Genomic DNA, 21,129 nt, shown 5'->3' with positions numbered 1-21,129 from the left:
GGCGGGCGGAGACACCCGCCGTCCGCTACTTCTTGCCCTTCTCGCCGCCGGAGGAGTCGGTGGACAGCGCGGCGACGAACGCCTCCTGCGGCACTTCGACGCGGCCGACCATCTTCATCCGCTTCTTGCCTTCCTTCTGCTTCTCCAGCAGCTTGCGCTTACGGGAGATGTCGCCGCCATAGCACTTGGCGAGGACGTCCTTGCGGATGGCGCGGATGTTCTCGCGGGCGATGACCCGCGCGCCGATGGCTGCCTGGATCGGCACCTCGAACTGCTGCCTCGGGATCAGCTCGCGCAGCTTCTTGGCCATCTCGACGCCGTAGGAGTACGCCTTGTCCTTGTGGACGATGGCGCTGAAGGCGTCGACGGCCTCGCCCTGGAGCAGGATGTCCACCTTGACGAGGTCGGCGTCCTGCTCTCCGGCGGGCTCGTAGTCGAGCGAGGCGTAGCCCCGGGTGCGTGACTTGAGCTGGTCGAAGAAGTCGAAGATGATCTCGCCGAGCGGCAGCGTGTAGCGGATCTCGACGCGGTCCTCCGACAGGTAGTCCATGCCGAGCAGCTGGCCGCGCCGTCCCTGGCAGATCTCCATGATCGCGCCGATGAACTCGGCGGGAGCGAGGATCGTGGACTTGGTGACCGGCTCGAAGACCTGGCCGATCTTGCCACCGGCGGGGAACTCGGAGGGGTTGGTGACGGTGAGCTCCTTGCCGTCCTCCATCACGACGCGGTAGACGACGTTGGGGGCCGTGGAGATCAGCGACAGGCCGAACTCGCGCTCAAGGCGTTCGCGGACGATCTCCATGTGGAGCAGGCCGAGGAAGCCGACGCGGAAGCCGAAGCCGAGGGCGGCGGAGGTCTCGGGCTCGTAGACGAGCGCGGCGTCGTTGAGCTGGAGCTTGTCGAGGGCCTCGCGCAGCTCGGGGTACTCGTCGCCGTCGATCGGGTAGAGGCCGGAGAAGACCATGGGCTTGGGGTGCTCATAGCCGGCCAGCATCTCGGGCGCGGGCTTGACGGCCGAGGTGACGGTGTCGCCGACGCGCGACTGGCGCACGTCCTTCACGCCGGTGATGAGATAGCCGACCTCGCCGACGCCGAGGCCCGCGGCGGCGGGCTTGGGCTCGGGCGAGATGACGCCGATCTCCAAAGTCTCGTGGGTGGCTCCCGTGGACATCATCAGGATGCGCTCGCGCTTGCCGAGGTGGCCGTCGATGACGCGGACGTAGGTGACGACGCCCCGGTAGGTGTCGTAGACCGAGTCGAAGATCAGCGCGCGGGCGGGGCTGTCGGCGACGCCGACCGGCGCGGGCACGGAGGCCACGACGTGGTCGAGCAGCTCACGCACGCCCTCGCCGGTCTTGCCCGACACGCGCAGCACGTCGGAGGGGTCGCAGCCGATCAGGCCCGCGAGCTCTTCCGAGAACTTCTCCGGCTGCGCGGCGGGCAGGTCGATCTTGTTGAGGACCGGGATGATGTGGAGGTCGGCGCTCATGGCCAGGTAGAGGTTGGCCAGGGTCTGCGCCTCGATGCCCTGGGCGGCGTCGACCAGCAGGACCGCGCCCTCGCACGCCTGCAGCGACCGCGAGACCTCGTAGGTGAAGTCGACGTGGCCGGGGGTGTCGATCATGTTGAGCACGTGGTCGTCCCACGGCAGCCGGACGGCCTGCGACTTGATCGTGATGCCGCGTTCGCGCTCGATGTCCATCCGGTCGAGGTACTGGGCTCGCATCGACCGCTCGTCCACCACTCCGGTGATCTGCAGCATGCGGTCGGCAAGCGTCGACTTGCCGTGGTCGATGTGCGCGATGATGCAGAAATTGCGGATCAACGCGGGGTCGGTCTGGCCAGGCTGATTGCGCACCGAAGTCCGTTTCGACAGGGTTGAGGTCAAGCGTCTTTCATGGTGACATGCCCGGATGATTCTCCGAACCGTCATCCGCCGCGGCCTGCGCCTGCTCGCGCTTGCCTTGGTCGTCGTGGTCGTGCTCGCGGGCTTGCTCGCCGCGGCGTTCCGGCTCCAGTTTACCGGCGACCCCGCCGACTGGGCGAAGAGCACCGGAAACGACGCGATCTGGCTCGGGCACATGTGGGTGGACGGGCGCAAGACGGAGCAGGACGTCAAGGAGCTGGCGGAGCGGCTGGGCCGTACCGGTGTCAAGGACGTGTACGTCCATTCCGGCCCGTTCACCGCCGACGGCGGCCTGGATCTGGGCCGGATCTCCACGGCGGGCAGCTTCGTGAGGTGGGCGGACGCCCACATGCCCGGCATCAGGGTCTCGGCCTGGCTCGGGCAGAAGGTGGACGGTTTCCTCGACCTCGACTCCCCCGCCACCAGGCAGAACATCCTCGCCAGTGTGCGGACGATCATGGGGCTCGGCTACGAGGGCATCCACTACAACTTCGAGCCGATCGGCGACTCGGACGACGACTTCCTGAAGCTGCTCGACGACACGCGGCCGCTGACCCGGCTGCTGTCCACCTCGACGCCGCAGATCGAGCCGTACCCGCTGCTGCGCCTGGGTCCGCGCACCTATCTGGGCCGCGACAAGTACTGGTCGCAGGGCTTCTTCGAGAGCGTCGCCCGGCGCGTGGACCAGGTCGCGGTGATGAGCTACGACACGGCGATGCCCACGGAGTCGCTGTACGGCGGGTTCGTCGCCAGGCAGACGGAGCTGGCGCTGAAGCTGGTGCCCGAGACCACGACCCTGCTGATGGGCGCGCCCGCCTACCACGACCACGGCGTACCCTGGAGCGACGCGGCGGAGAGTGTGGCCGTGTCGGTGCGGGGGGCCGCGCTGGCGCTGAGCGAGCACGGGCGCCGCGAGCGCTTCGGCGTGGCGCTCTACGTCGACTTCGCCGCCACGCCGCAGGACTGGCTGGAGTACGAGCGGGAGTGGCTGCCTACGCGTCGTTGATTTGGGGGGCGAGCTGGGTTATTGGTAGGCTGGGCAACTGCGTGTGGCGCGCCCTCTCACGAGCCCGCGCGCCCCATCCATCACCCAGACTCTCACCGAGGCTTCTTCGTGGCGAACATCAAGTCCCAGATCAAGCGCAACAAGCAGAACGAGAAGGCTCGTCTGCGCAACAAGGCGATCAAGTCGTCCCTGAAGACGGCCGTCCGCAAGTTCCGCGAGGCCGCCGAGCAGGGCAACGCCGCCGACGCCGTGGTCCTTCAGCGCGCCGCCGCCCGCCAGCTCGACAAGGCTGTTAGCAAGGGCGTCATCCACAAGAACCAGGCCGCCAACCGCAAGTCGGCGATCGCCAAGCAGGCTGGCGCGCTGGCCAAGTAGCCAGACGCTCAGGGCGCCGCATCCCGGCCGGGATGCGGCGTTTTCCTTTGCCGACAAGCGTGGCGATTCCGTGCGAAGAACGTCACAGTTTCGATATCACATACGTATCGACGCAGCGTATCGGGTGCGCAACTGATCACAGACCTGCCTTGCCTCCGACCAACCTGGTCCCCAAAAGTTCCCTAAACGGGTCAAAGGGGGTCGGATGCGGGGGCCGATGGTCATCAAGCGAGCGTTCAGTGAGCCGCTGCTCCTGCTCGCCGCACTCGGCTCCATCCTCCTGGCCACCACGGCGCTGGTCGCGCTCACCATGTACGCCTCCACGATCGCCGAGGTGGGCGTGCGCCGCAGCATGGAGACCGCCTCGATCGGCACGGCCTCGGCCACGATCGGCTCCCCCGTCACCGCGCGGAACCACGCCGCGATCGACGCGGCGGTGCGCCGTGAGATCTCCGAGGCGTACGCGGGCGCCCCCGCTGAGGTCACCGCCGGCATGGGCTCCGACTCGTACGCGATGCCGGGCCAGGAGGGCCGCAAGCGGCCGGAGCTGCTGCGCTTCGGCAGCTACCAGGGCCTCGACCGGCACGCCGCGATCCTGTCCGGCACCTGGCCGAGCGCCTCTGACGACGTGGTCGAGGCGGTGATCTCCGCGCCCGCCGCCTCCGCCACCGGCTTCCAGGTCGGACAGACGATCACCACGCGCGGCCGCATCGACGGCAAGCCCGTCCGGGTGCGGATCACCGGCATCTTCCAGCTCGACGACCCCTTCAGCCCGCGATTCGCCCAGGAGCAACTACTCAGCCGGGGTGTGCAGACCGGGAGCTTCACGACGTACGGGCCGCTCATGGTCGAGCAGTCCACGTTCCTGCGGCACTTCGCCACGAGCGTGGGCGCGTCCTGGCTGTCCGTGCCCGACCTGCGCGCCGTCTCCCCCGAGCGGCTCGCCCCCATCGCCACCCGGGTCGCCGGGCTGACGGAGGAGCTCAAGCGCGCCGGCTGCCCCGGCTGCGTCTCCGTCAGCCGCCTGCCGGACATGCTCACCCAGCTCGGCACCGCCGCGCTGGTCTCGCGCTCCACCATGCTGATCCCGGTGCTGCAGCTGATGCTGCTGTCGGCGTACGCGCTCACGCTCACCGCCCGCCTGCTCGCCGACCACCGGCGCATGGAGGTCGCGCTGCTGCGCTCGCGTGGCGCGGGCACCTGGCGGCTGGCCCGGCTCGCGGGCGGCGAGGCGCTGCTGGTGGCGCTGCCCTGCGCGCTCGTCGCGCCCTTCCTCGGCCCGCCGCTGCTCACGCTGGTCGACTCGCTGCCGTGGATCAGGTCCTCGGGGGTACGGCCGGCACCGGAACCCGACCTCGGCGCCTTCCTGATGTCGGCCGGGGTGTCGCTGGCGGCCGCCGTACTGCTGGTGCTGCCGGCCGTCGCGGGCGCCCGGCGCACCTACGTCGAGGAGCAGTCGGCGCGCGGCCGAGGCGGCGGACGCGGCCTGCTCCAGCGGGCGGGCGCCGACGTGGCGCTGCTGGTCGTCGCCGGGCTCGCGGTCTGGCAGCTCCAGCACTACGGCGCCCCCGTCACCGCCACCACGCAGGGCGAGCTGGGCATAGACCCACTCATCGTCACCGGGCCCGCGCTGGCGCTGCTGGCCGGAGGCATGCTCGGGTTGCGCCTGGTGCCGCGCATCTCCCGGCTGGCCGAGCGGTTCACGAGCAGGCGGCGCTCGCTCGCGCCCGCGCTCGGTGCCTGGCAGGTCGCCAGGCGGCCGCTCAAGTACGCCGGTCCGGCGCTGCTGCTCACCATGGCCGTCGCGATCGGGATCGTCTCGCTGTCCACGGCCGCGACCTGGCGGCTGTCGCAGGACGACCAGGCCCGCCATCTGGCGGGCGCCGACCTGCGGCTGACCGGCGCTGCCGAGTCCGCCGAACTCGGGGCGCTCGGCCGGGGCACCGCCTTCGCGACGCTGCCCGGCGTCCGCGCCGCCGCCCCCGGCTACCGTGGCACCACCGAGTTCGGCGGCGACGACGTCACCCTGCTGTCGCTGCCCGCCGAAAGCCTCGCCCAGACCGTCCACCTGCGCCGGGACCTGTCCGAGCTGAGCCTCGCCGCCATGGCGCGCACCATGGCGGGCGAACGACCCGCCGTCGGCGGCATCCCCCTGCCGGGACGGCCCGCCCGGCTCGAACTCGACGCGAGCACCGGCGGCACCGTCAAACCCCTCCGGGTGGTGCTGTCGGACGCGTACGGCGTCTGGCACCAGGCCGACGCGGTCGCCGAGCGTCCCGGCCGCCTCACCGTCGATCTGCGCGCGCTCGCCGGACGCGGCGGTCGGCTCGGCTACCCGCTCACCCTGCGCGGGCTGGTCAACCCCACCGCCGACGCCGGCGGCAGGCCCTTCTACCGCGTCGCGGCCGTCCGCGCCGACGGAGTCGCGCTCACCCCGCCCGCCGGGCAGCGCTGGGCCACCGTGACCGGTGGCGACGACCTGGAGCTGCGCTCCACCGGCGAGAAGTACGGCGTCGGCCTGCTCGTGCCCACCGGCGTCCGCGACACGGACGTGTTCGCCCCGCCCCGCGCGCCCGGCGCCGCCGTCAACAAGCGACTGCCCGTCGTGCTCACCGCCAACGTGGCCCGGCGGCTCAAACTCAGCACGGGCCAGGTCCAGCCCGTCACGCTGGACCGCCAGGTGGTCGAGATCGTCGTCGCGGGCGTCGTCGAGCGGATGCCCACCACCGGTGACGGCGACCGGGCCGTCCTCGTCGACTGGTCCGGGATGCAGGCGCGGGCGCTGGTGTCCGGACTGCGCCAGCAGCCCGCCACCGAGTGGTGGCTGTCCACGGCGGGCGGGCCCACCGCCCCGGCGCGCGAGGCCCTGCGCGTCCATCCGGAGTGGGACGCCGTCGTCGTCGACCGGCAGCACCTGGCCGTCGAACTCCGCGACGACCCGCTCGCCGGCGGCCTGCAGGGTGCGCTCGTCCTCGGTTTCCTCGCCGCGCTCGTCTTCGCCGTACTGGGGTTCCTGGTCAACGCGGCCGTGGCGGCGCGCGAGCGGACGGCCGAGTTCACCGTGCTGCGGGCGCTCGGGGTGAGCTTCCGGCAGTTGTTCGGGGTGCTGGCGATCGAGCAGACCTTCGTCATCGGGCTGTCGCTGGCGGCGGGGACGCTGCTCGCGGTCGCCGTCGGCTACCTGGTGGTGCCGCACATCGTGCTCACCGGCCAGGCCACCGAGGTCACCCCCGGCGTCGTGCTCGACATCCCGTGGCCCGCCACGATCGCGATGCTCGCGGGCGTCGCCCTCCTGCTGTTCGGGATCGTCGCCGCGCTGGCACGCGGTCTGCGCGGGCGGACGCTCGGCCAGGTGCTGCGCAACGGGGAGGACCAGTGAAGCCCATGCCGCTCGCGCGGATGCACGTCGGCGCGCTCGTCGTGCTGTCACTGCTCACGCTCACGACGAGCCTGCTCGTGGCCGGGCTGCCCAGGACCATGCAGGGCGCCTTCGATCTGGCGCTGGAGAAGGAACTGGCGGCGGCCGCCGGGCAGCAGGCCGACCTCGCCGTACGCTATGAGCCCTCCTCCGACCCCGCGAGCCGCCTGACCGACCCGGCCGCCTTCGCGACCGTCGACGCGACGCTGCGCGGCCGGCTGCCCGACCTTCTGAAGCGGGTGCTGGCGCCGCCCGGCAGGGGCGGCGCGCACATGAGCGCCAAGACCTGGGACACCCCCGTCGCCGGTACGGGCGGCACCAGGTACGTCAATCTGGCCTGGATGTCCGACTCCGGGCAGCACGTCGAGTGGGTCGCCGGACGGGCGCCTGACGCGCTGCTGACGTCGGAGCACGAAGGCAGACGGATCCCGCTGTTCGAGATCGGCGTCGTCGAGGACGCCGTGGCCAAGCTCGGACTCGAGATCGGCACCACCAAGGTCATCGGCGAGAGCGACTACAACGCGGTCAGGGTCGTCGGCGTGTTCCGGCCCAAGAACCCCGGCAGCCCCTGGTGGACCCACCACCCGGAGGTACGCGACGTCGACGTGGTCCAGCCGCCGGGAGGCGGCGGCCAGCAGTTCTACACCACGGCGCTGCTGCCCGACGCCGGGCTGCGCGCGCTCGGCCCCGGCCGCAAGCTCGCCTACAGCTGGATCCTGCCCGCCGACCCGCCCGTCGCCGCCGAGCACGACCCGCTGCGGCTGCGCGAGTCCGTCGCGGAGTTCGGCCGGGCGGTCTCTCTGGTGAGCGACCACGCCCGGGTGTTCCGTACGGACTCGGCGCTGAGCGGGCTGCTGACCGCCTTCACCGGCAAGATCGCCACCGCGCGGACCGTGATCTACCTGGTGCTCGGCGGCCTCATGGTGGTCGCGCTCGGCGTGATCGCACTGGCCGCCCAGCTCGCGATCGGACGCATGGACCGCGCGCTCTCACTGATGCGGGCCCGAGGTGCCTCGCTCGGCCGGGTCACCCTGACCGGAACGTTCGTGATCGGCCTGGCGGCCGTGCCCGCCACCCTCGCCGGGTACGCGCTCGCCTACCTGGTGCCCGGCCCGCTCACCACCGCCGTCCACCTCGGGCCCGTGCTGCTGGCCGTCGTCACCCTCGCCTTCACCGCGCTGCGCGTGGCCGCCGCACACCGCACCCCGCTCAGCGAACGGCGCGACGACGTGGTCGCCTCGCGGCCCTCGCCCAAGCGCGTCACCCTGGAGGTGCTGGTCGTCGTGCTCGCGCTGGTCGGCGCCTACCTGATGCGGACGCGCGGGCTCACGACCGCCGTCGAGGAGCAGGGGGAAGACCCGTTCCTGCTGCTCGTGCCGGTCGCGCTCACCGTCGCGGCCGCGCTGGTCACCCTGCGGGTCTACCCCTATCCGCTGCGCCTGCTCGTACGGGTGGCCGCCCGCACGCGCCCCGCCGTACCGTTCCTGGGGCTCACCAGGGCCGCGCGGGCCGGGTCCTTCACCGTGCTCGCGATCCTCGTGCTGCTGCCCGCGCTGGCGGTCGCGGTGTTCTCCTCCGTCGTCTCCGGCGGGCTGTCGGCCACGCAGGACCTCGCCTCCTGGCAGCGGGCGGGCGCGCCCGCCCGGCTCCAGGTCACGACCGAGTTCCCGGCGGAGGCCGTCGAGCGGGTACGGCGGGTGCCCGGCGTCACCGACGTCGTCCCCGTGCAGACCGGCCGGGTGCAGATCGGCCACACCTCCGAGCGGGCCGAGATCGTCGCCGTCGATCTCGCCCGGTGGCAGAACCTGCTCGCGGGCACGCCCATCACCCTGCCGGCGCCACCGGCCGGGGCGGGCGTGCCCGCTCTCTACTCCCCCGCACTGAAAGGGCGCGGAACACTGGAGATCGGGTGGAACGTCCGCATGACGCTCACCGAGTCCGGCGGCGTCGGCGCGCTGCCCGGTCTGTTCACCGGCCAGAAGTTCATCGTGGTGCCGCTCGACGCCAACCGGCGGGTCGCGCCGAACGTCCTGCTGCTCGGCGGGGACATCGACCTCGGGGCCGTCACCGCCGCCATCGGGACGGCGGACGTGTTCGCGGTCGGGCAGGCCGAGGAGTTGTCGCGGATCGCGGACGATCCGCTCGCCGCCGCGATCACCCGCGTGCTCGGCGTCAGTACGGTCGCCCTGGGCGCGTACGCACTGGTGTCGGTGGTCATCTCGCTGGTCGTGGGCGCGGCCGACCGGGCGCGGGCCGTCTCGTTCCTGCGAACGCTCGGCCTGTCCGGCCGTCAGGCGCAGGCGCTGACCCTGCTGGAGATCTCACCGATGATCGTGATGACCGCGCTGGTGGGGCTGGCGCTGGGACTGGGGCTGCCCTCGGCGTTGGGGCCCGGCGTCAACCTCTCCCGCTACGCCGGAAATATCACGATAAGTGATTACGAACTTCACCTGCTGCCTGCGGTGCTCCTCGCCGCCGGACTCGCCGCCGTCACGCTTCTCGGCGCCTACGCGCACACCGCCCTCAGCCGTCGCCGCAGCCTCGGCTCCGTCCTTCGAGTGAGTGACTAGATGAACCCCACCCTGTCCGAGCTGGAAGCCCAGGCCACCGGGGCCAGGGCCGCCTTCGGCGGCGACGCCCACATCGTCTGCGACAACCTCGTCCGCATCTACAAGACCGAAGGCGTCGAGGTCGTCGCCCTCCAAGGACTCGATCTGCTCGTGCAGAAGGGCGAACTCGTCGCCGTCGTCGGCGCGTCGGGCTCCGGCAAGTCCACGCTGCTCAACGTACTGTCCGGTCTCGACGTACCCACGGCGGGGCTCGCCAGGGTCGCGGGCACCGACCTGCTCGCCATGACCGCCAAGGACCGGCTCCGCTACCGGCGCGAGATCGTCGGCTTCGTCTGGCAGCAGACCGCCCGCAACCTGCTGCCGTACCTCGACGCGCGCGAGAACGTCGAACTGCCCATGAGACTCGCCGGAAAGGCCGCCCGAGGACGCGCCATGGAACTGCTGGCCCTCCTCGGCGTCGAGCACTGCGCCCAGCGCAGGCCCGACGGCATGTCCGGCGGCGAGCAGCAGCGCACCGCCATCGCCGTCGCGCTGGCCAACTCGCCGCAGCTCATCCTCGCCGACGAGCCCACCGGCGAACTCGACAGCGACACCTCGGAAGAGGTCTTCGACGCGCTGCGCAAGGCCAACCGGGAGCTCGGGGTCACCGTCGTCATCGTCACCCACGACCCGCTCGTGTCCGAGCAGGTGGACCGTACGATCGGGATCCGGGACGGCCGCACGTCCAGCGAGACGCTGCGGCGCGAGGGCGCCGCAGGGGAGATCGTCGCCGAGGAGTACGCCGTGCTCGACCGGGTCGGGCGGCTCCAGCTGCCCCGCGACTTCATGAACGCCCTGGCCATGGAACGCCGGGTGCGGCTGGAGCTTGAGAACGACCACATCGGTGTCTGGCCCGCCCGGGAGGAGAGCAACGGTGAGTGAGCCCCTGGTCGTCGTCGAGAACCTGCGCAAGGTGTACCGCAGCGGGCCCAAGGAGGTCGTCGCACTGCGCGAGGTGTCCTTCACCGCCCACCCGGGCGAGCTGATCGCCGTCCGGGGGCGGTCCGGGTCGGGCAAGACCACGCTGCTCAATCAGATCGGCGGGCTCGACACCCCCGACGCGGGACGGGTAGCCATCGACGGTCACGACGTGACCGCCATGAACGAGGACCGGCTGCTGGCGCTGCGGCGGGACACGCTCGGGTTCGTGTTCCAGTCCTTCGGGCTGATCCCGGTGCTGTCGGCGGCCGAGAACGTCGGGGTGCCCATGCGGCTGACCCGGATGCCGGTGGACGAACGGGACCAGCGGGTACGGATGCTGCTGTCGCTGGTCGGACTCGAACAGCACGCCAACCAGCGGCCGTACGAGCTTTCCGGCGGCCAGCGCCAGCGGGTGGCGCTGGCCCGGTCGCTGGCCAACCGGCCGCGCCTGCTGATCGCCGACGAGCCCACGGGGCAGCTCGACTCTCAGACGGGGCGGCAGATCATGCAGTTGATCCGGGCGCTGGTACGCAGCGAGGGCGTCACGGCCCTGGTCGCCACCCACGACCCCGGGCTGATCACCTTGGCAGACCGCGTCCTGGAGATCCACGACGGCGTCCTACGGGAAACCACCCCTGTATGACCCTCTGCCCGGAACCAGCGATTCGAGTCGAACCCAACCCGCTGGCAGGCCCCGGCACCCTCGCCAGCAAGTGACCTCCACTTCTTCTCAGAAACCCGCTGTCAGGCCCGTCGCCCCACGTCAGGCGTGCGACTGCGCGCTCCACTCCACGGCCACGCGACTACTCGCCCCGACAGCAGGCGGCACGGTGCTATTGACAGCGCCGTTGAGGCCGACCCGCGCCAGGGCCCTGACGAGATATCCAGGGTAGGGCTGCGCAGCGGCTACGGGCCATCGCCGACAGGTGATCGCACGATTCCTGGCCGTCCTGGAGCTGCGCAGCGCAGCGGCTACGGGCCGTCGCCGACATCACACCCCAACCGGCAGCCACCCGACCCCACGGCCCAACCCCAGACCACACGACACCACACCCCAGCCCAACGCATGGCTGAGCTTCTCGCCGAGGACAGTAGCAATCAGCAGTGTTGCGACGACCGCTAGAAGCCAAGAGACACATGGGGCCTCACACCCCAACCCGACGATCATCCGTCCTGACAGCCGGTGGCCGAGATACCGGCATCCTGGTTCGGAGACTGTCGGTGGACCGCTACCGGCCGGTCCGGCTGGCGACGATGGTCTGGACGGCGCGTTCGAGCGCATAGCCCGGATCCGCGCCACCCCCCTTGACCTGCTCGTCCGCCACGGCCACCGCCTGAAGCGCCCGCGACAGCCCTTCGGGCCCCCAGCCGTTGAGCTGACGCCGCACCCGGTCGACCTTCCACGGCGGCATGCCCAGATGGCTCGCCAGTTGCCCGCCCCGCAGGTTGCGCGGCGCCCCGCCCACCTTCGCCAGCGACCGCAGCCCACCGGCCATGGCACTCACGAGCAGGACGGGCGCGACCCCCGTCCCCAGCGCCCACCGCAGTTGCTCCAGCGCCTCCCCCAGCTTGCCCTCGACGGCGGAATCGGCCACGTTGAACCCGGTGACCTCCGCCCGGCCCTTGTGATAGCGGGCCACGGCGGCCAGGTTGATGCTCTTCTCCTGCGTGTCGAAGGCCAGCTGACTGCACGCGGCGGCGAGTTCCCGCAGGTCATTGCCGACCGCGTCGAGCAGAGCCTGTGCCGCGTCCGCCTGGATGGAACGCCCGGCCCGCTTGATCTCCGTCTTGATGAAGTCGAGCCGCTCGCCCGGCTTGGTGACCTTGCCGATGGTGACGACGCCCACCCGCGCCTTCTTCAACCCCTCGACCAGCGCCTTGCCCTTGACCCCGCCCGGGTGGACCACCACGAGCACGATGTCCTCGGACGGCTGCTTGGCGTAGGCCACGACCTCGGCGATGACGTCCTTCCCGAGATCCTGCGCCGACCTGATCACCACCACCGACCGGTCGCCGAACAGCGACGGCGCCGCAAGCTGTGCCAACTCGCCGGGGGTGACCTTCGACCCGACGAGGTCGTGCACCTCCGCGCCGGCCTCCGCCTGTCGCGCCGCCGCCACGACCTCACGCACAGCCCGCTCGGCCAGCAGTTCCTCTTCGCCGACGACCAGGGTGACCAGAGCTGGATCGGTTACCGCCATACCAAGCAGCATCCCACGTCGCCCCGACACTCCAGACCACCTTCCGACCACCCAAGTCCCCTACCTCCCAAGTCCCCCACCTGCACCTCCCGCCATACCGACGCGCCCCGGCCCACCGCTCACCCCTTACCCTCCATTTCCTCTCGCCCCCGCTCCTCACCCTCCACTCGGCACGCCCTCCTCCTCACGATTCACTCCCGATGCTGGAGAGCGAGTCGGAGCGACGGCGGCGCACGCTGTCGGCCAGGCCGCAGGCCCCGACGAGCACAGGGGCGTTCTCCCATGTGCCTCACCCGCAGCTCGCCGTCCATCAATGGCGCGTCGTGACAGCCAACCCTGCGCTCGTGGACACAACCGCCAGATCTCCCGAGCGGTCCGTACGGTAAACGCGCGCTCCCGCCCTCTGCAGCATCGACAGGGTCGAGGGGGCCGGATGGCCGTAGTCGTTGTCCGCCCCCACGCTGATCAGTGCCGCTCGGGCACCGACCGCATCGATGAAGTCCGCATCCTGCCGAGCGGAGCCGTGGTGGGGCACCTTGAGGATGTCCGCCGCCGGGGATTCCGCACGCAGCAGCTTGGCCTGCGCCTCGGTCTCGATGTCCCCACTGAGCAGCAGTGAGCCCGCCTGCCAGCGAACGCGAACCACCAGGCTCCCATTGTTCACCTCGCTTCCTTCGGTATGTCCTCCTACGGCGTCCTGATCGGGAGCGAGCACCGTCAGCTCCGACGGCCCGAACTGCCATCTCGTCCCGGGCAACGCGGCCCACACGGGAATCCGACGCCGCGTTACCTCTGAGCCGAACCCTGTGCCTGGCGCATCTCCGGAATCGGGAACCCGACGCCACGCCACCTCTGACCCGACGCCCGTGCCCGGCGCATCTCCGGAATCGGGAACCCGACGCCGCGCCACTTCTGGCCCGACGCCCGTGCCCGGCGCATCTTCGGGATCACGCAGCAGAGTCACGGGCGGGATCACGCTTCCCCCGCTGGCCGGGACGGTGCCTTCGCCGGCGTCCGTGTCGTGCGAGGGGAGTACGGCGGGAGCGGGAGTGAGTGGTGGCAGGACGGCCTCGGTGGTGTGGTGCGAAGCCACCACGATCGCGCCTACCCGGCGATCTCTGAGGATCCCGGCAAGTCCACCGGTGTGATCCATGTGCGGGTGAGTGAGGATGACCAGGGGGACCTCCTGTATGCCCAGATCGCTGAGGCATCTGTCCATCGCGACCGGGTCCGGGCCCGTGTCGACCACGACCGCTCGGCCCTCGCCTGCGGCCACGGCCATCCCATCTCCTTGGCCCACATCACACATCACGAACAGCCACCCCTTCGGCGGCCAGGGAGCGACGGCGGGGCCGACGGCGTACACGACGATGAGCGTGGCGACCGTCAGTGTCGCGAGGACGGCTCGCCACCGGGCGCGGCGCAGCAGAAGTACGGCGGCCACGGCGGCGATCGCCAGCATCGCCACTCCGGGCAGGCCACCTGGCCATGGGATCGTCGCCAGCGGGAGTCGCGCGGACCATTGTGCGATCGTGATGATCCAGCCGACCGCGTACCCAGCCGGGATCACGAGGAGTTCTGCCGCGTCTTGGCTGATGGGGGCGATCAGCGCGGCCGCGAAGCCGAGCAGGGTGGCAGGGGCTACGGCAGGTCCGGCGAGGAGGTTGGCGAGGACCGCGACAGGGGTCAGCTCGCCCGCCATGAGCACCAGCACCGGGGTCACCGCAGCCTGAGCAGCTGCGGGGATGGTGATCGCCTCCGCGACCCAGCGCGGCATGCGGCGTGCGCGACCGTGGCCAGGGGCGAAGCGGCGGCGTACCCACCTCCCGGCCGCACGGCAGGCGGTTCGAACTCCAAGGCCCGTCCGACCTGGATCGCCAAGCAACGCATCCCGGTGGCTGGAGAGCTCTCCTCGGTATTGAACGATCACGCTGTCCATGGGTTGCCGGTGTACGGCGGGGGGCTCAGAGCCAGCGAGCGGACGGGACATCGGGGAGGGGATGTGGTCGGCAGGCTGGGAGGACACTGCAGAAGAGAGGTGATCAGAGGGCAGGCAGGGCCGTGCCGAAGAGGGGTGGCCAGAGGGCGGGCAGGACCGTGCCGAAGAGACGTGATCAGAGAGCGGGCGGCGGGGTCGGGATGATTGGCCGCTGGTTCGGAGGACGGGTGGTCGGTGCTTGGCGGGCGTGGTTTGGCGATTGTGCGAATCGGCAGTGCCAGCGGGTGGTTCGTCGTGGGTGAGTGGCGCCTCGGAGGTGGTTGTGGATGTGCCGGTAAGGCGGTCGCGCCAGGTTGGGGCCAAGAGCAGGATTCCGGCTGTGGCGGTGACCGATAGCGCGAAAGCGTACGAACGGGCTAGTTCTGGGTTGAAGAGGATCAGTAGGAGAACTGAGGCTGACAGGGCGGCGACGCCGTCGCGGGCGCGGCCGGTGCCGAGGGCGACGGCGGCGACGAGGCCCATGAGGAGGGCCCGCAGGACGCTGGGTGAGGGGCGGGCGACCACCGCGAACGCGATCATGGCGACTGCGGCCAGCCCGGCGCGGGCGGCCAGTGGCAGCCCTGTCAGGCGGGAGAGGGCGAGGACGGCTCCGGCGACGATCGCGAGGTTCGCGCCGCTCACCGCTGTGAGGTGAGACAGGCCCGCGTCCTTGAAGTCGGCGGACACCTGGGGGTCCATGCGTGATACGTCGCCGACCACCAGTCCGGGGAGGAGGCCGCGCTGCTCGGTCGGCAGGACGTTCGCGGCGTTCCGCAAGCCTGCCCTGATCTCGCCTGCCACGGTCTGCGGTGAGGACGGGCCCGAGAGGATTTCGGGTTGGCCTCGGAGCAGGAACAGGGCGGCGGTGAGCGTGCCCTGGTCTCCGGGTACCAGCTTGCCGCTGACTTGCAGGCGTTGGCTGGGTAGGAGGTTGCGCCACGAGCGGCCTGAGGCCAGGAGGACCACCGGCGACCGTACGGCAATGCGGGCCTTGTCTGTCTGGAGTATGTCGATGCGGGCTTCGACTGCCACCCGGTCTTGGGGGAAACGAGTGCTCTTGGGTGGTCGGATTTTCGGGTCGTCGGTCAGGGTGACCTCGGCGGTGACGATGGCGCCCTGTTCCGCGAGGTGGGCAACCGGGCCGGAGGTGACCGCGTGGACCCTCATGGCCACGGTGGCGGAGGTGGCGGCGACACAGGTGAGCACCGCGAGGAGGGTGTTCCGCCACAGCCGTGTGTATCCGGAGGCGGTCGGTTGGATTCGGATGCTCTGAGCTGCGCGGTGGATGAGCGTTCTCACGGGTTCACGGAGAGGCGTCCGCCAGGTGAGGATGTGCCGGGAGTTGTGGTGGGTGGTTGGAGGCAGGGTTCGGGGTCGGCTCGGTGAGTGTTCCGTGGTGTCCGAAGTGGCGGAGCGCTGGGGAGGACGCCGACTCGGCAGGCGGTCAGGGCTGAGCGGTCGGTGGCCGGTTGTGGGGGCGGGTGTGGCAGGGCTGAGGCTGGTCGTACGGCGCCTGGCCGCGACGATGAGTGCGGCGAGAGCCGCTGTGATGGCTGTGGTGATGCATGCTGCGGGTGGACAGCCCAGCAGGATGAGAGCCGTTGCCCAGGAAGCTGTGGCGGGCATGGCAAGAGACCAGGTGGTCGCTGAGCCGGGCTCGTCGCGGGTGGGTGATGTGAAGAACATGCGGGTGTCGTCGACCAGGGGTAGGCGGAGGGACAGGGCCGGGTGACGGTTGGTGAGGCTGCCAACTCAGCCACGCGAAGGGGCTGCGGGGCTGCGGGGCCGGGTGGTGTGTGGCAAGGGTGTTTCGTTGAAGGCTTCGGGCATTTTCAGGCTAGATACGGACCTTGTCTTTCAGGTCGGCGAATTTGCGGTCGCCTATGCCGCTGACTTCTTTGAGTTGGTCGATGCTGCGGAAACCGCCCTGGGTGTCGCGGTAGGTGGCTATGCGGGTGGCAAGGACTTCGCCTACTCCGGGGAGCTGCTCCAGCTGGGCGATCGTGGCTGTGTTGAGGTCTATGACGGTGGCCGTGGGGTCGAGTGGAGAGGTGGTGATCGCGCCCGGCGGTTGAGAGGCGGGTTTGGTGCCCACGGCCAGTTGCTCGCCGTCCAGCAGGCGTCTGGCGAGATTGAGGACGCCTGGGTGCGCGCCGTCCCGTAGGCCTCCTGCGGCTTTCAGGGCGTCGGTTACCCGGGCTCCGGCCGGCAGCGTGTAGACGCCGGGGGTGCGGACCTTTCCGGTTACGTGGACCATGACGGTCGCCGTGGGGCGGTTGGCCGAGGTGTGTGGGGCCGCTATCGGAGCTGGAGGTGGGAGCGGGTGGGAGGTGGGGCGGGACTGCCAGAGATAGACGGCGCCCACCGCAACCGCCAGCGCCCCGATCGCCAGCAGGACTCGGAGGCCGGGTCTGCCTGGGTCCAGAAGGCCGGGTCTGGTCGAGGGCCGAGGGGGCTGGGTCGGGTGTGAGCGCGATGGCGGGCGTGGAGGTGTGTCTTCGGCCGGGTCGATGATCGCTTGAAGCCGGGAGGTGGCGATGGCTTGCTCGGTGGTGGGGTCGGCGGCGTGCACGCGAACGAAGGTATGGCGGGTGGGGCCAAGGCCAAGGGCCAGAACGGCGTTCTGGGGATAACGGGTGAGGCCGTCGCCAGAGCTGTGGACGGCGATGAGGACGAAGGCCAGACAGTTACGGTGACGCCGAAGTCAAGCTGAGACGACGGTGACGACGGCAGGCACGATCAGGCCATCAGAGACGACAGTGACGTCGGCGGGCACGCTCAAGCAGGCGGTGGAGGCGGTGACGAGAATGACGTCCGCCGGCACGCTCAGACAGGCGGTGGAGGCGGTGACGATCAGGCAGGCGATGACGGCGACCGGTGGTCTACCGCACTACTGGACGGGCGTGCCACCCCGCCAGACCCGGCGCGGCTTGAGACCGAAAGCCCAGGCGAAGGCGCCTTCGTGGTCGGCGTCCCACTGGACGATGTCGGCGAGGCGGCCGGGTGTGAGCACGCCTCTGTCGGGCGCCCCGAGTACGGTGGCCCCGCCGAGCGTGGCGGCACGCAGGGCGTCGTTGACACTCATCCCGAAGGCGGCGACGGCCATGGCGATGACCTGGGACATCGACGTGATGCCGCAGTAGCCGGGGTTGTGGTCGCTGCCGAGGGCGACGACCACGCCATGCTTGATCATCTTGCGGACGGGCGGCAGATTGCCGCGCTGCAGAGCGGTCGCGGGGCAGACGACGGCGGGCACACCGTACCGGGACAGGATGGCGAGATCCTCGTCGGAGGTGTGGTGGAGGCCGTCGGCGGAGGCGCAGCCGAGTTCGGCGGCCAGTTGCACGGCGCCTCGGCGGCTGAACAGCCCGGCGTGGATGCGCGGCAGCAGGCCGACGTTGCGGCCGGAGGCGAGGACCCAGCGGGATTCCTCGGTGGTGAAGTGGCCTTCGTCGCAGTAGACGTCGACGCTGTCGGCTCCGGCGGCGGCCGCGTCGGCGCACCAGGCGCCCACGGCCTCGACGTACTCGCGCTGGCGGCCGAAGTACTCGGGCGGGACGACGTGCGCGGCCAGGAAGGTGACGTGCACCCTCGGCATCATCGGTTCCTTCTCCAGCTCGCGCAGCAGCCGCACGTCGGCGAGTTCGCCGTCGCGGGTGAGGTGGTAGCCGGTCTTGGCCTCGACGGTGGTGGTGCCGCCGAGGATCCAGGAGCGCAGGCGTTCACGGACGCCGTTGCAGAGGGTCCACGGGTCGGTGCCCCGGGTCACGGTGACGGTGGAGCCGACGCCGCCGCCCGCCGCGGTGATGGCGGAGGAGGTGGAGCCGCCGGTGCGGATGGCGAGTTCGGCGTAGCGGTTGCCGGCGTAGACCGGGTGCGTGTGGGCGTCGATGAGGCCGGGTGTGACGAGGGCGCCGCCGAGGTTCTCGACGTGGTCGACGTCGACGATGTCGTCGACGACTCCGGGGACGCTCTGCGGCAGGTCGGGGGCGCGGCCGACCCACGCGATGCGGTCGTTGTGGACGAGGATGGCCGCGTTGCTGAGGACCTCGTTGCCGGTCCAGAGACGGCCGATGTTGGTCAGCAGGCGAACGGTCACCGCATCACCGCCCCGCACGGACGCGGAAGCACGCGCACGGCCTTCGCCGCGCCCATTGAGTCCGCTCCGGGTCCGGACGACATGGGGTCTCCTGCTCTCATCCGCCAATGATGTGCGGTGACCTTACCGTCGGCCGCATGTTCCGACGATTTCAGTTCAGTTACGTTATTTCACAGGCTGGCTAGCTGTACAGGGTTATTCGGAAGAAATCCCAACCGTCACAGAGCCCCCTGCGGGCGTGACGTTCCGCAGCAGCCATCATCCATAACCCACGCCGTTTCGTCCTAAGGCTTGGCCAATCGTAGCAATCCCCCGACCCCAAGACCACTGCCGCTTTTGTCGGCATATAAGGGGTACGACGGCTGCCGCCGTACCCCTTATACCGGCATCAGACTCGCTCGACGGGCTTGGCCACCCGCTCCAGCTCGCTGTACAGGCTGGACAGCACCCAGGCGTGCAGGATCGTCCCGTCCTCGACGTGCTCGACGGAGACGACCTCGCCCTCCTCGTGGGCCCTGGAGATCAGGTCGCCCCTGTCATAGGGGACGAGCAGCCTGACCTCGTGGTCGAGACGGGGCAGCCGGCTCTCCAGCAGCTCCAGCAGCTCCGGGATGCCCGCGCCGGTGTGCGCGGAGACCACGACGCTGTCGCGCTCGCGCCTGGCGATCCGGTCGAGCACCTCCTGGTCCGCCGCGTCGGCCTTGTTGATCACCACCAGCTCGGGCACGTCGAGCGCGCCCTCGATGGTGCCGAAGACCTCGCGCACGGCGGCGAGCTGCCCCTCAGGGTCGGGGTGCGAGCCGTCGACCACGTGGAGGATCAGGTCGGCGTCGGCGACCTCCTCCAGCGTGGAGCGGAACGCCTCGACGAGCTGGTGCGGCAGGTGCCTGACGAAGCCGACGGTGTCGGCGATCGTGAACAGGCGGCCGTCGGCCGTGCGCGACCTGCGCACGGTCGGGTCCAGCGTGGCGAACAGGGCGTCCTCCACCAGCACGCCCGCGCCGGTGATGCGGTTGAGCAGCGAGGACTTGCCCGCGTTGGTGTAGCCCGCGATGGCCACGGCGGGAACCTCGCGGCTCTTGCGCCGGTGCCGCGTGACCTCGCGCGCGGTGGACATGCCGGCGATCTGCCTGCGCAGTTTCGCCATGCGCTCGCGAATGCGGCGCCGGTCGAGTTCGATCTTCGTCTCACCGGGACCGCGCCCGCCCACGCCGACGCCGTTGGAGGACCGGCCGCCGACCTGGCGGGACAGGTTGCCGCCCCAGCCGCGCAGCCTCGGCATGAGGTACTGCAACTGGGCCAGCTCGACCTGCGCCTTGCCCTCGCGGGACTTGGCGTGCTGGGCGAAGATGTCGAGGATCAGCATGGTCCGATCGACCACCTTGACCTTGACGACCTCCTCCAGCTCGCGCAGTTGCGCCGGGGTCAGCTCGCCGTCGGCGATGACCGTGTCGGCGCCGCTGGCCTCGACGATGTCGCGCAGTTCCAGCGCCTTGCCCGCGCCGATGTAGGTGGCGGGGTCGGCTTTCGGCCGGCGCTGGATGAGCCCTTCCAGCACCTCCGAGCCGGCGGTCTCCGCCAGGAGTTTGAGTTCGAGGAGAGAGTTTTCGGCGTCTTCAGCCGTTCCCGAGGTCCAGACACCGACGAGGACCACCCGCTCGAGTCTGAGCTGGCGGTATTCGACCTCGGTGACGTCCTGGAGCTCGGTGGAGAGGCCAGCGACGCGGCGGAGCGCCTGGCGCTCTTCAAGGTCCAACTCGCCGGTCTCGATGTGATCGAGTGGGGTAAAATTCTGCATTCGTGTCATCTCTAATAGGCAACGTCTGAACACCGTGGTGTCTTCCCGATGGTGACACGTCACCAGGGGGGCGATCACCTGGTTATCCGGGCAACACGCGAATATTTCCGGAACCGGTCTCCACGGCGATCTTCGAAGGCGCCGCGGGGTCCTGTGCGACGTCCACCCGGGTGTCGCCCGATCCGGTGTCCGTGGTGATGTCGTAAGAGGCGTCGGGCACGGTCACGGAGATGTTGCCGGAACCCGTCCGCAGGTCCACGTCGCCCGGCACAGCGCCGTATTTGAACTCCATGTTCCCCGAGCCCGTCTCGGCCGTGGTCTCACCCGCCCCGAGCCCGGACGCCTCGACCTCGCCGGAGCCCGCCGTGACCTCGATCCGGCCGGTGAGGCCGCGCAGGGTGATGTCGCCCGACCCGGTCTCCGGCTTGACCTGCGTTCCCTTGGGCACCTCGACGCGGTAGCTCACGGAACAGGTGCCGTGCGGGCACTCGTAGTCGAGCCGGAGCCATTCGCCGTTGACCTGGTGCCGGGCCTCCGGTTTCCTGTTGCGCCACTGCATGGTCTCCGTGACGCGGATGCCGCTCCGGTCCGACCCCGTGACCACGATGTCCCCGCTGCCCGCGTAGACCTCCAGGGCGCTCACCTTGTCGCCGACGTCGTAGCTGACCACGCTCTCCTCGGTGGGGCCGCCGAGGCTCTCCAGGCGGCAGCCCGTGAGCACGACGGCGGACACGGCCAGCGCCCCCGCGAACACGATTGCTCTCATGCGGGCGATCCTTCCGCGCCCAGGGTACGGCCTGCATCCGGGATGTCCCCGG

At 70.5% G+C, this 21,129-nt stretch carries 13 protein-coding genes; 6 read left to right on the top strand and 7 right to left on the bottom strand.

From position 1 onward, the window contains the following. Window positions 1–25: 25 nt before the first annotated feature. Window positions 26–1,858 (bottom strand): translation elongation factor 4, encoded by a 1,833-nt coding sequence (gene lepA, locus ABD120_RS16240; protein ID WP_343950719.1) that lies wholly within the window; start codon window positions 1,856–1,858, stop codon window positions 26–28. 55 nt (window positions 1,859–1,913) lie between these two features. Here lepA and ABD120_RS16235 point away from each other — a divergent pair, with 55 nt between their 5' ends. From ABD120_RS16235 to ABD120_RS16210, 6 genes are all read left to right on the top strand, one after another. Further along, the gene (locus ABD120_RS16235) at window positions 1,914–2,912 is read left to right on the top strand and encodes a glycoside hydrolase family 18 protein (protein ID WP_343950718.1); all 999 of its coding nucleotides are present in this window, start codon (window positions 1,914–1,916) and stop codon (window positions 2,910–2,912) included. A 108-nt stretch (window positions 2,913–3,020) separates the two neighbouring features. Next, on the top strand, window positions 3,021–3,287 hold the full coding sequence (gene rpsT, locus ABD120_RS16230; RefSeq protein WP_343950717.1) for a 30S ribosomal protein S20: 267 nt from the start codon (window positions 3,021–3,023) through the stop codon (window positions 3,285–3,287). 205 nt (window positions 3,288–3,492) lie between these two features. Then, window positions 3,493–6,666 (top strand): FtsX-like permease family protein, encoded by a 3,174-nt coding sequence (locus tag ABD120_RS16225; protein WP_343950716.1) that lies wholly within the window; start codon window positions 3,493–3,495, stop codon window positions 6,664–6,666. Then, window positions 6,663–9,275 (top strand): hypothetical protein, encoded by a 2,613-nt coding sequence (locus tag ABD120_RS16220; protein WP_343950715.1) that lies wholly within the window; start codon window positions 6,663–6,665, stop codon window positions 9,273–9,275. The genes ABD120_RS16225 and ABD120_RS16220 overlap by 4 nt, the downstream gene beginning before the upstream one ends. Then, on the top strand, window positions 9,276–10,196 hold the full coding sequence (locus ABD120_RS16215) for an ABC transporter ATP-binding protein (RefSeq protein ID WP_343950714.1): 921 nt from the start codon (window positions 9,276–9,278) through the stop codon (window positions 10,194–10,196). Then, window positions 10,189–10,878, top strand: coding sequence for an ABC transporter ATP-binding protein (locus tag ABD120_RS16210; protein WP_343950713.1), 690 nt, complete (start codon window positions 10,189–10,191; stop codon window positions 10,876–10,878). The genes ABD120_RS16215 and ABD120_RS16210 overlap by 8 nt, the downstream gene beginning before the upstream one ends. A 586-nt stretch (window positions 10,879–11,464) precedes the next feature. Here ABD120_RS16210 and holA read toward each other — a convergent pair. The 6 genes from holA to ABD120_RS16180 all read right to left on the bottom strand — a co-directional run bounded on the left by holA (window position 11,465) and on the right by ABD120_RS16180 (window position 21,077). Continuing rightward, a complete protein-coding gene (gene holA, locus ABD120_RS16205; protein WP_343950712.1) occupies window positions 11,465–12,436 on the bottom strand; it encodes a DNA polymerase III subunit delta in 972 nt (323 codons plus the stop codon). A gap of 310 nt (window positions 12,437–12,746) precedes the next feature. After that, a complete protein-coding gene (locus ABD120_RS16200) occupies window positions 12,747–15,713 on the bottom strand; it encodes a ComEC/Rec2 family competence protein (RefSeq protein ID WP_343950711.1) in 2,967 nt (988 codons plus the stop codon). A gap of 538 nt (window positions 15,714–16,251) precedes the next feature. Beyond that, window positions 16,252–16,671: a ComEA family DNA-binding protein gene (locus ABD120_RS16195; protein WP_343950710.1), complete on the bottom strand. Its 420-nt coding sequence runs from the start codon at window positions 16,669–16,671 to the stop codon at window positions 16,252–16,254. Window positions 16,672–17,304: 633 nt separating this feature from the next. After that, entirely contained in the window at window positions 17,305–18,513 is a 1,209-nt protein-coding gene (locus ABD120_RS16190; protein ID WP_343950709.1) for an amidohydrolase family protein, read from the bottom strand. A 388-nt stretch (window positions 18,514–18,901) separates the two neighbouring features. Beyond that, window positions 18,902–20,311, bottom strand: coding sequence for a GTPase HflX (hflX, locus tag ABD120_RS16185; protein WP_425563987.1), 1,410 nt, complete (start codon window positions 20,309–20,311; stop codon window positions 18,902–18,904). An 82-nt stretch (window positions 20,312–20,393) separates the two neighbouring features. Then, entirely contained in the window at window positions 20,394–21,077 is a 684-nt protein-coding gene (locus ABD120_RS16180) for a DUF4097 family beta strand repeat-containing protein (protein WP_343950707.1), read from the bottom strand. Between the last annotated feature and the right edge of the window lie 52 nt (window positions 21,078–21,129).

The organism is Nonomuraea longicatena (genome assembly GCF_039525605.1).
Taxonomy (GTDB): domain Bacteria; phylum Actinomycetota; class Actinomycetes; order Streptosporangiales; family Streptosporangiaceae; genus Nonomuraea; species Nonomuraea longicatena.
The sequence above is the reverse complement of the archived record's forward strand: the minus strand, read 5'-3'. Positions and strand labels throughout refer to the sequence as shown.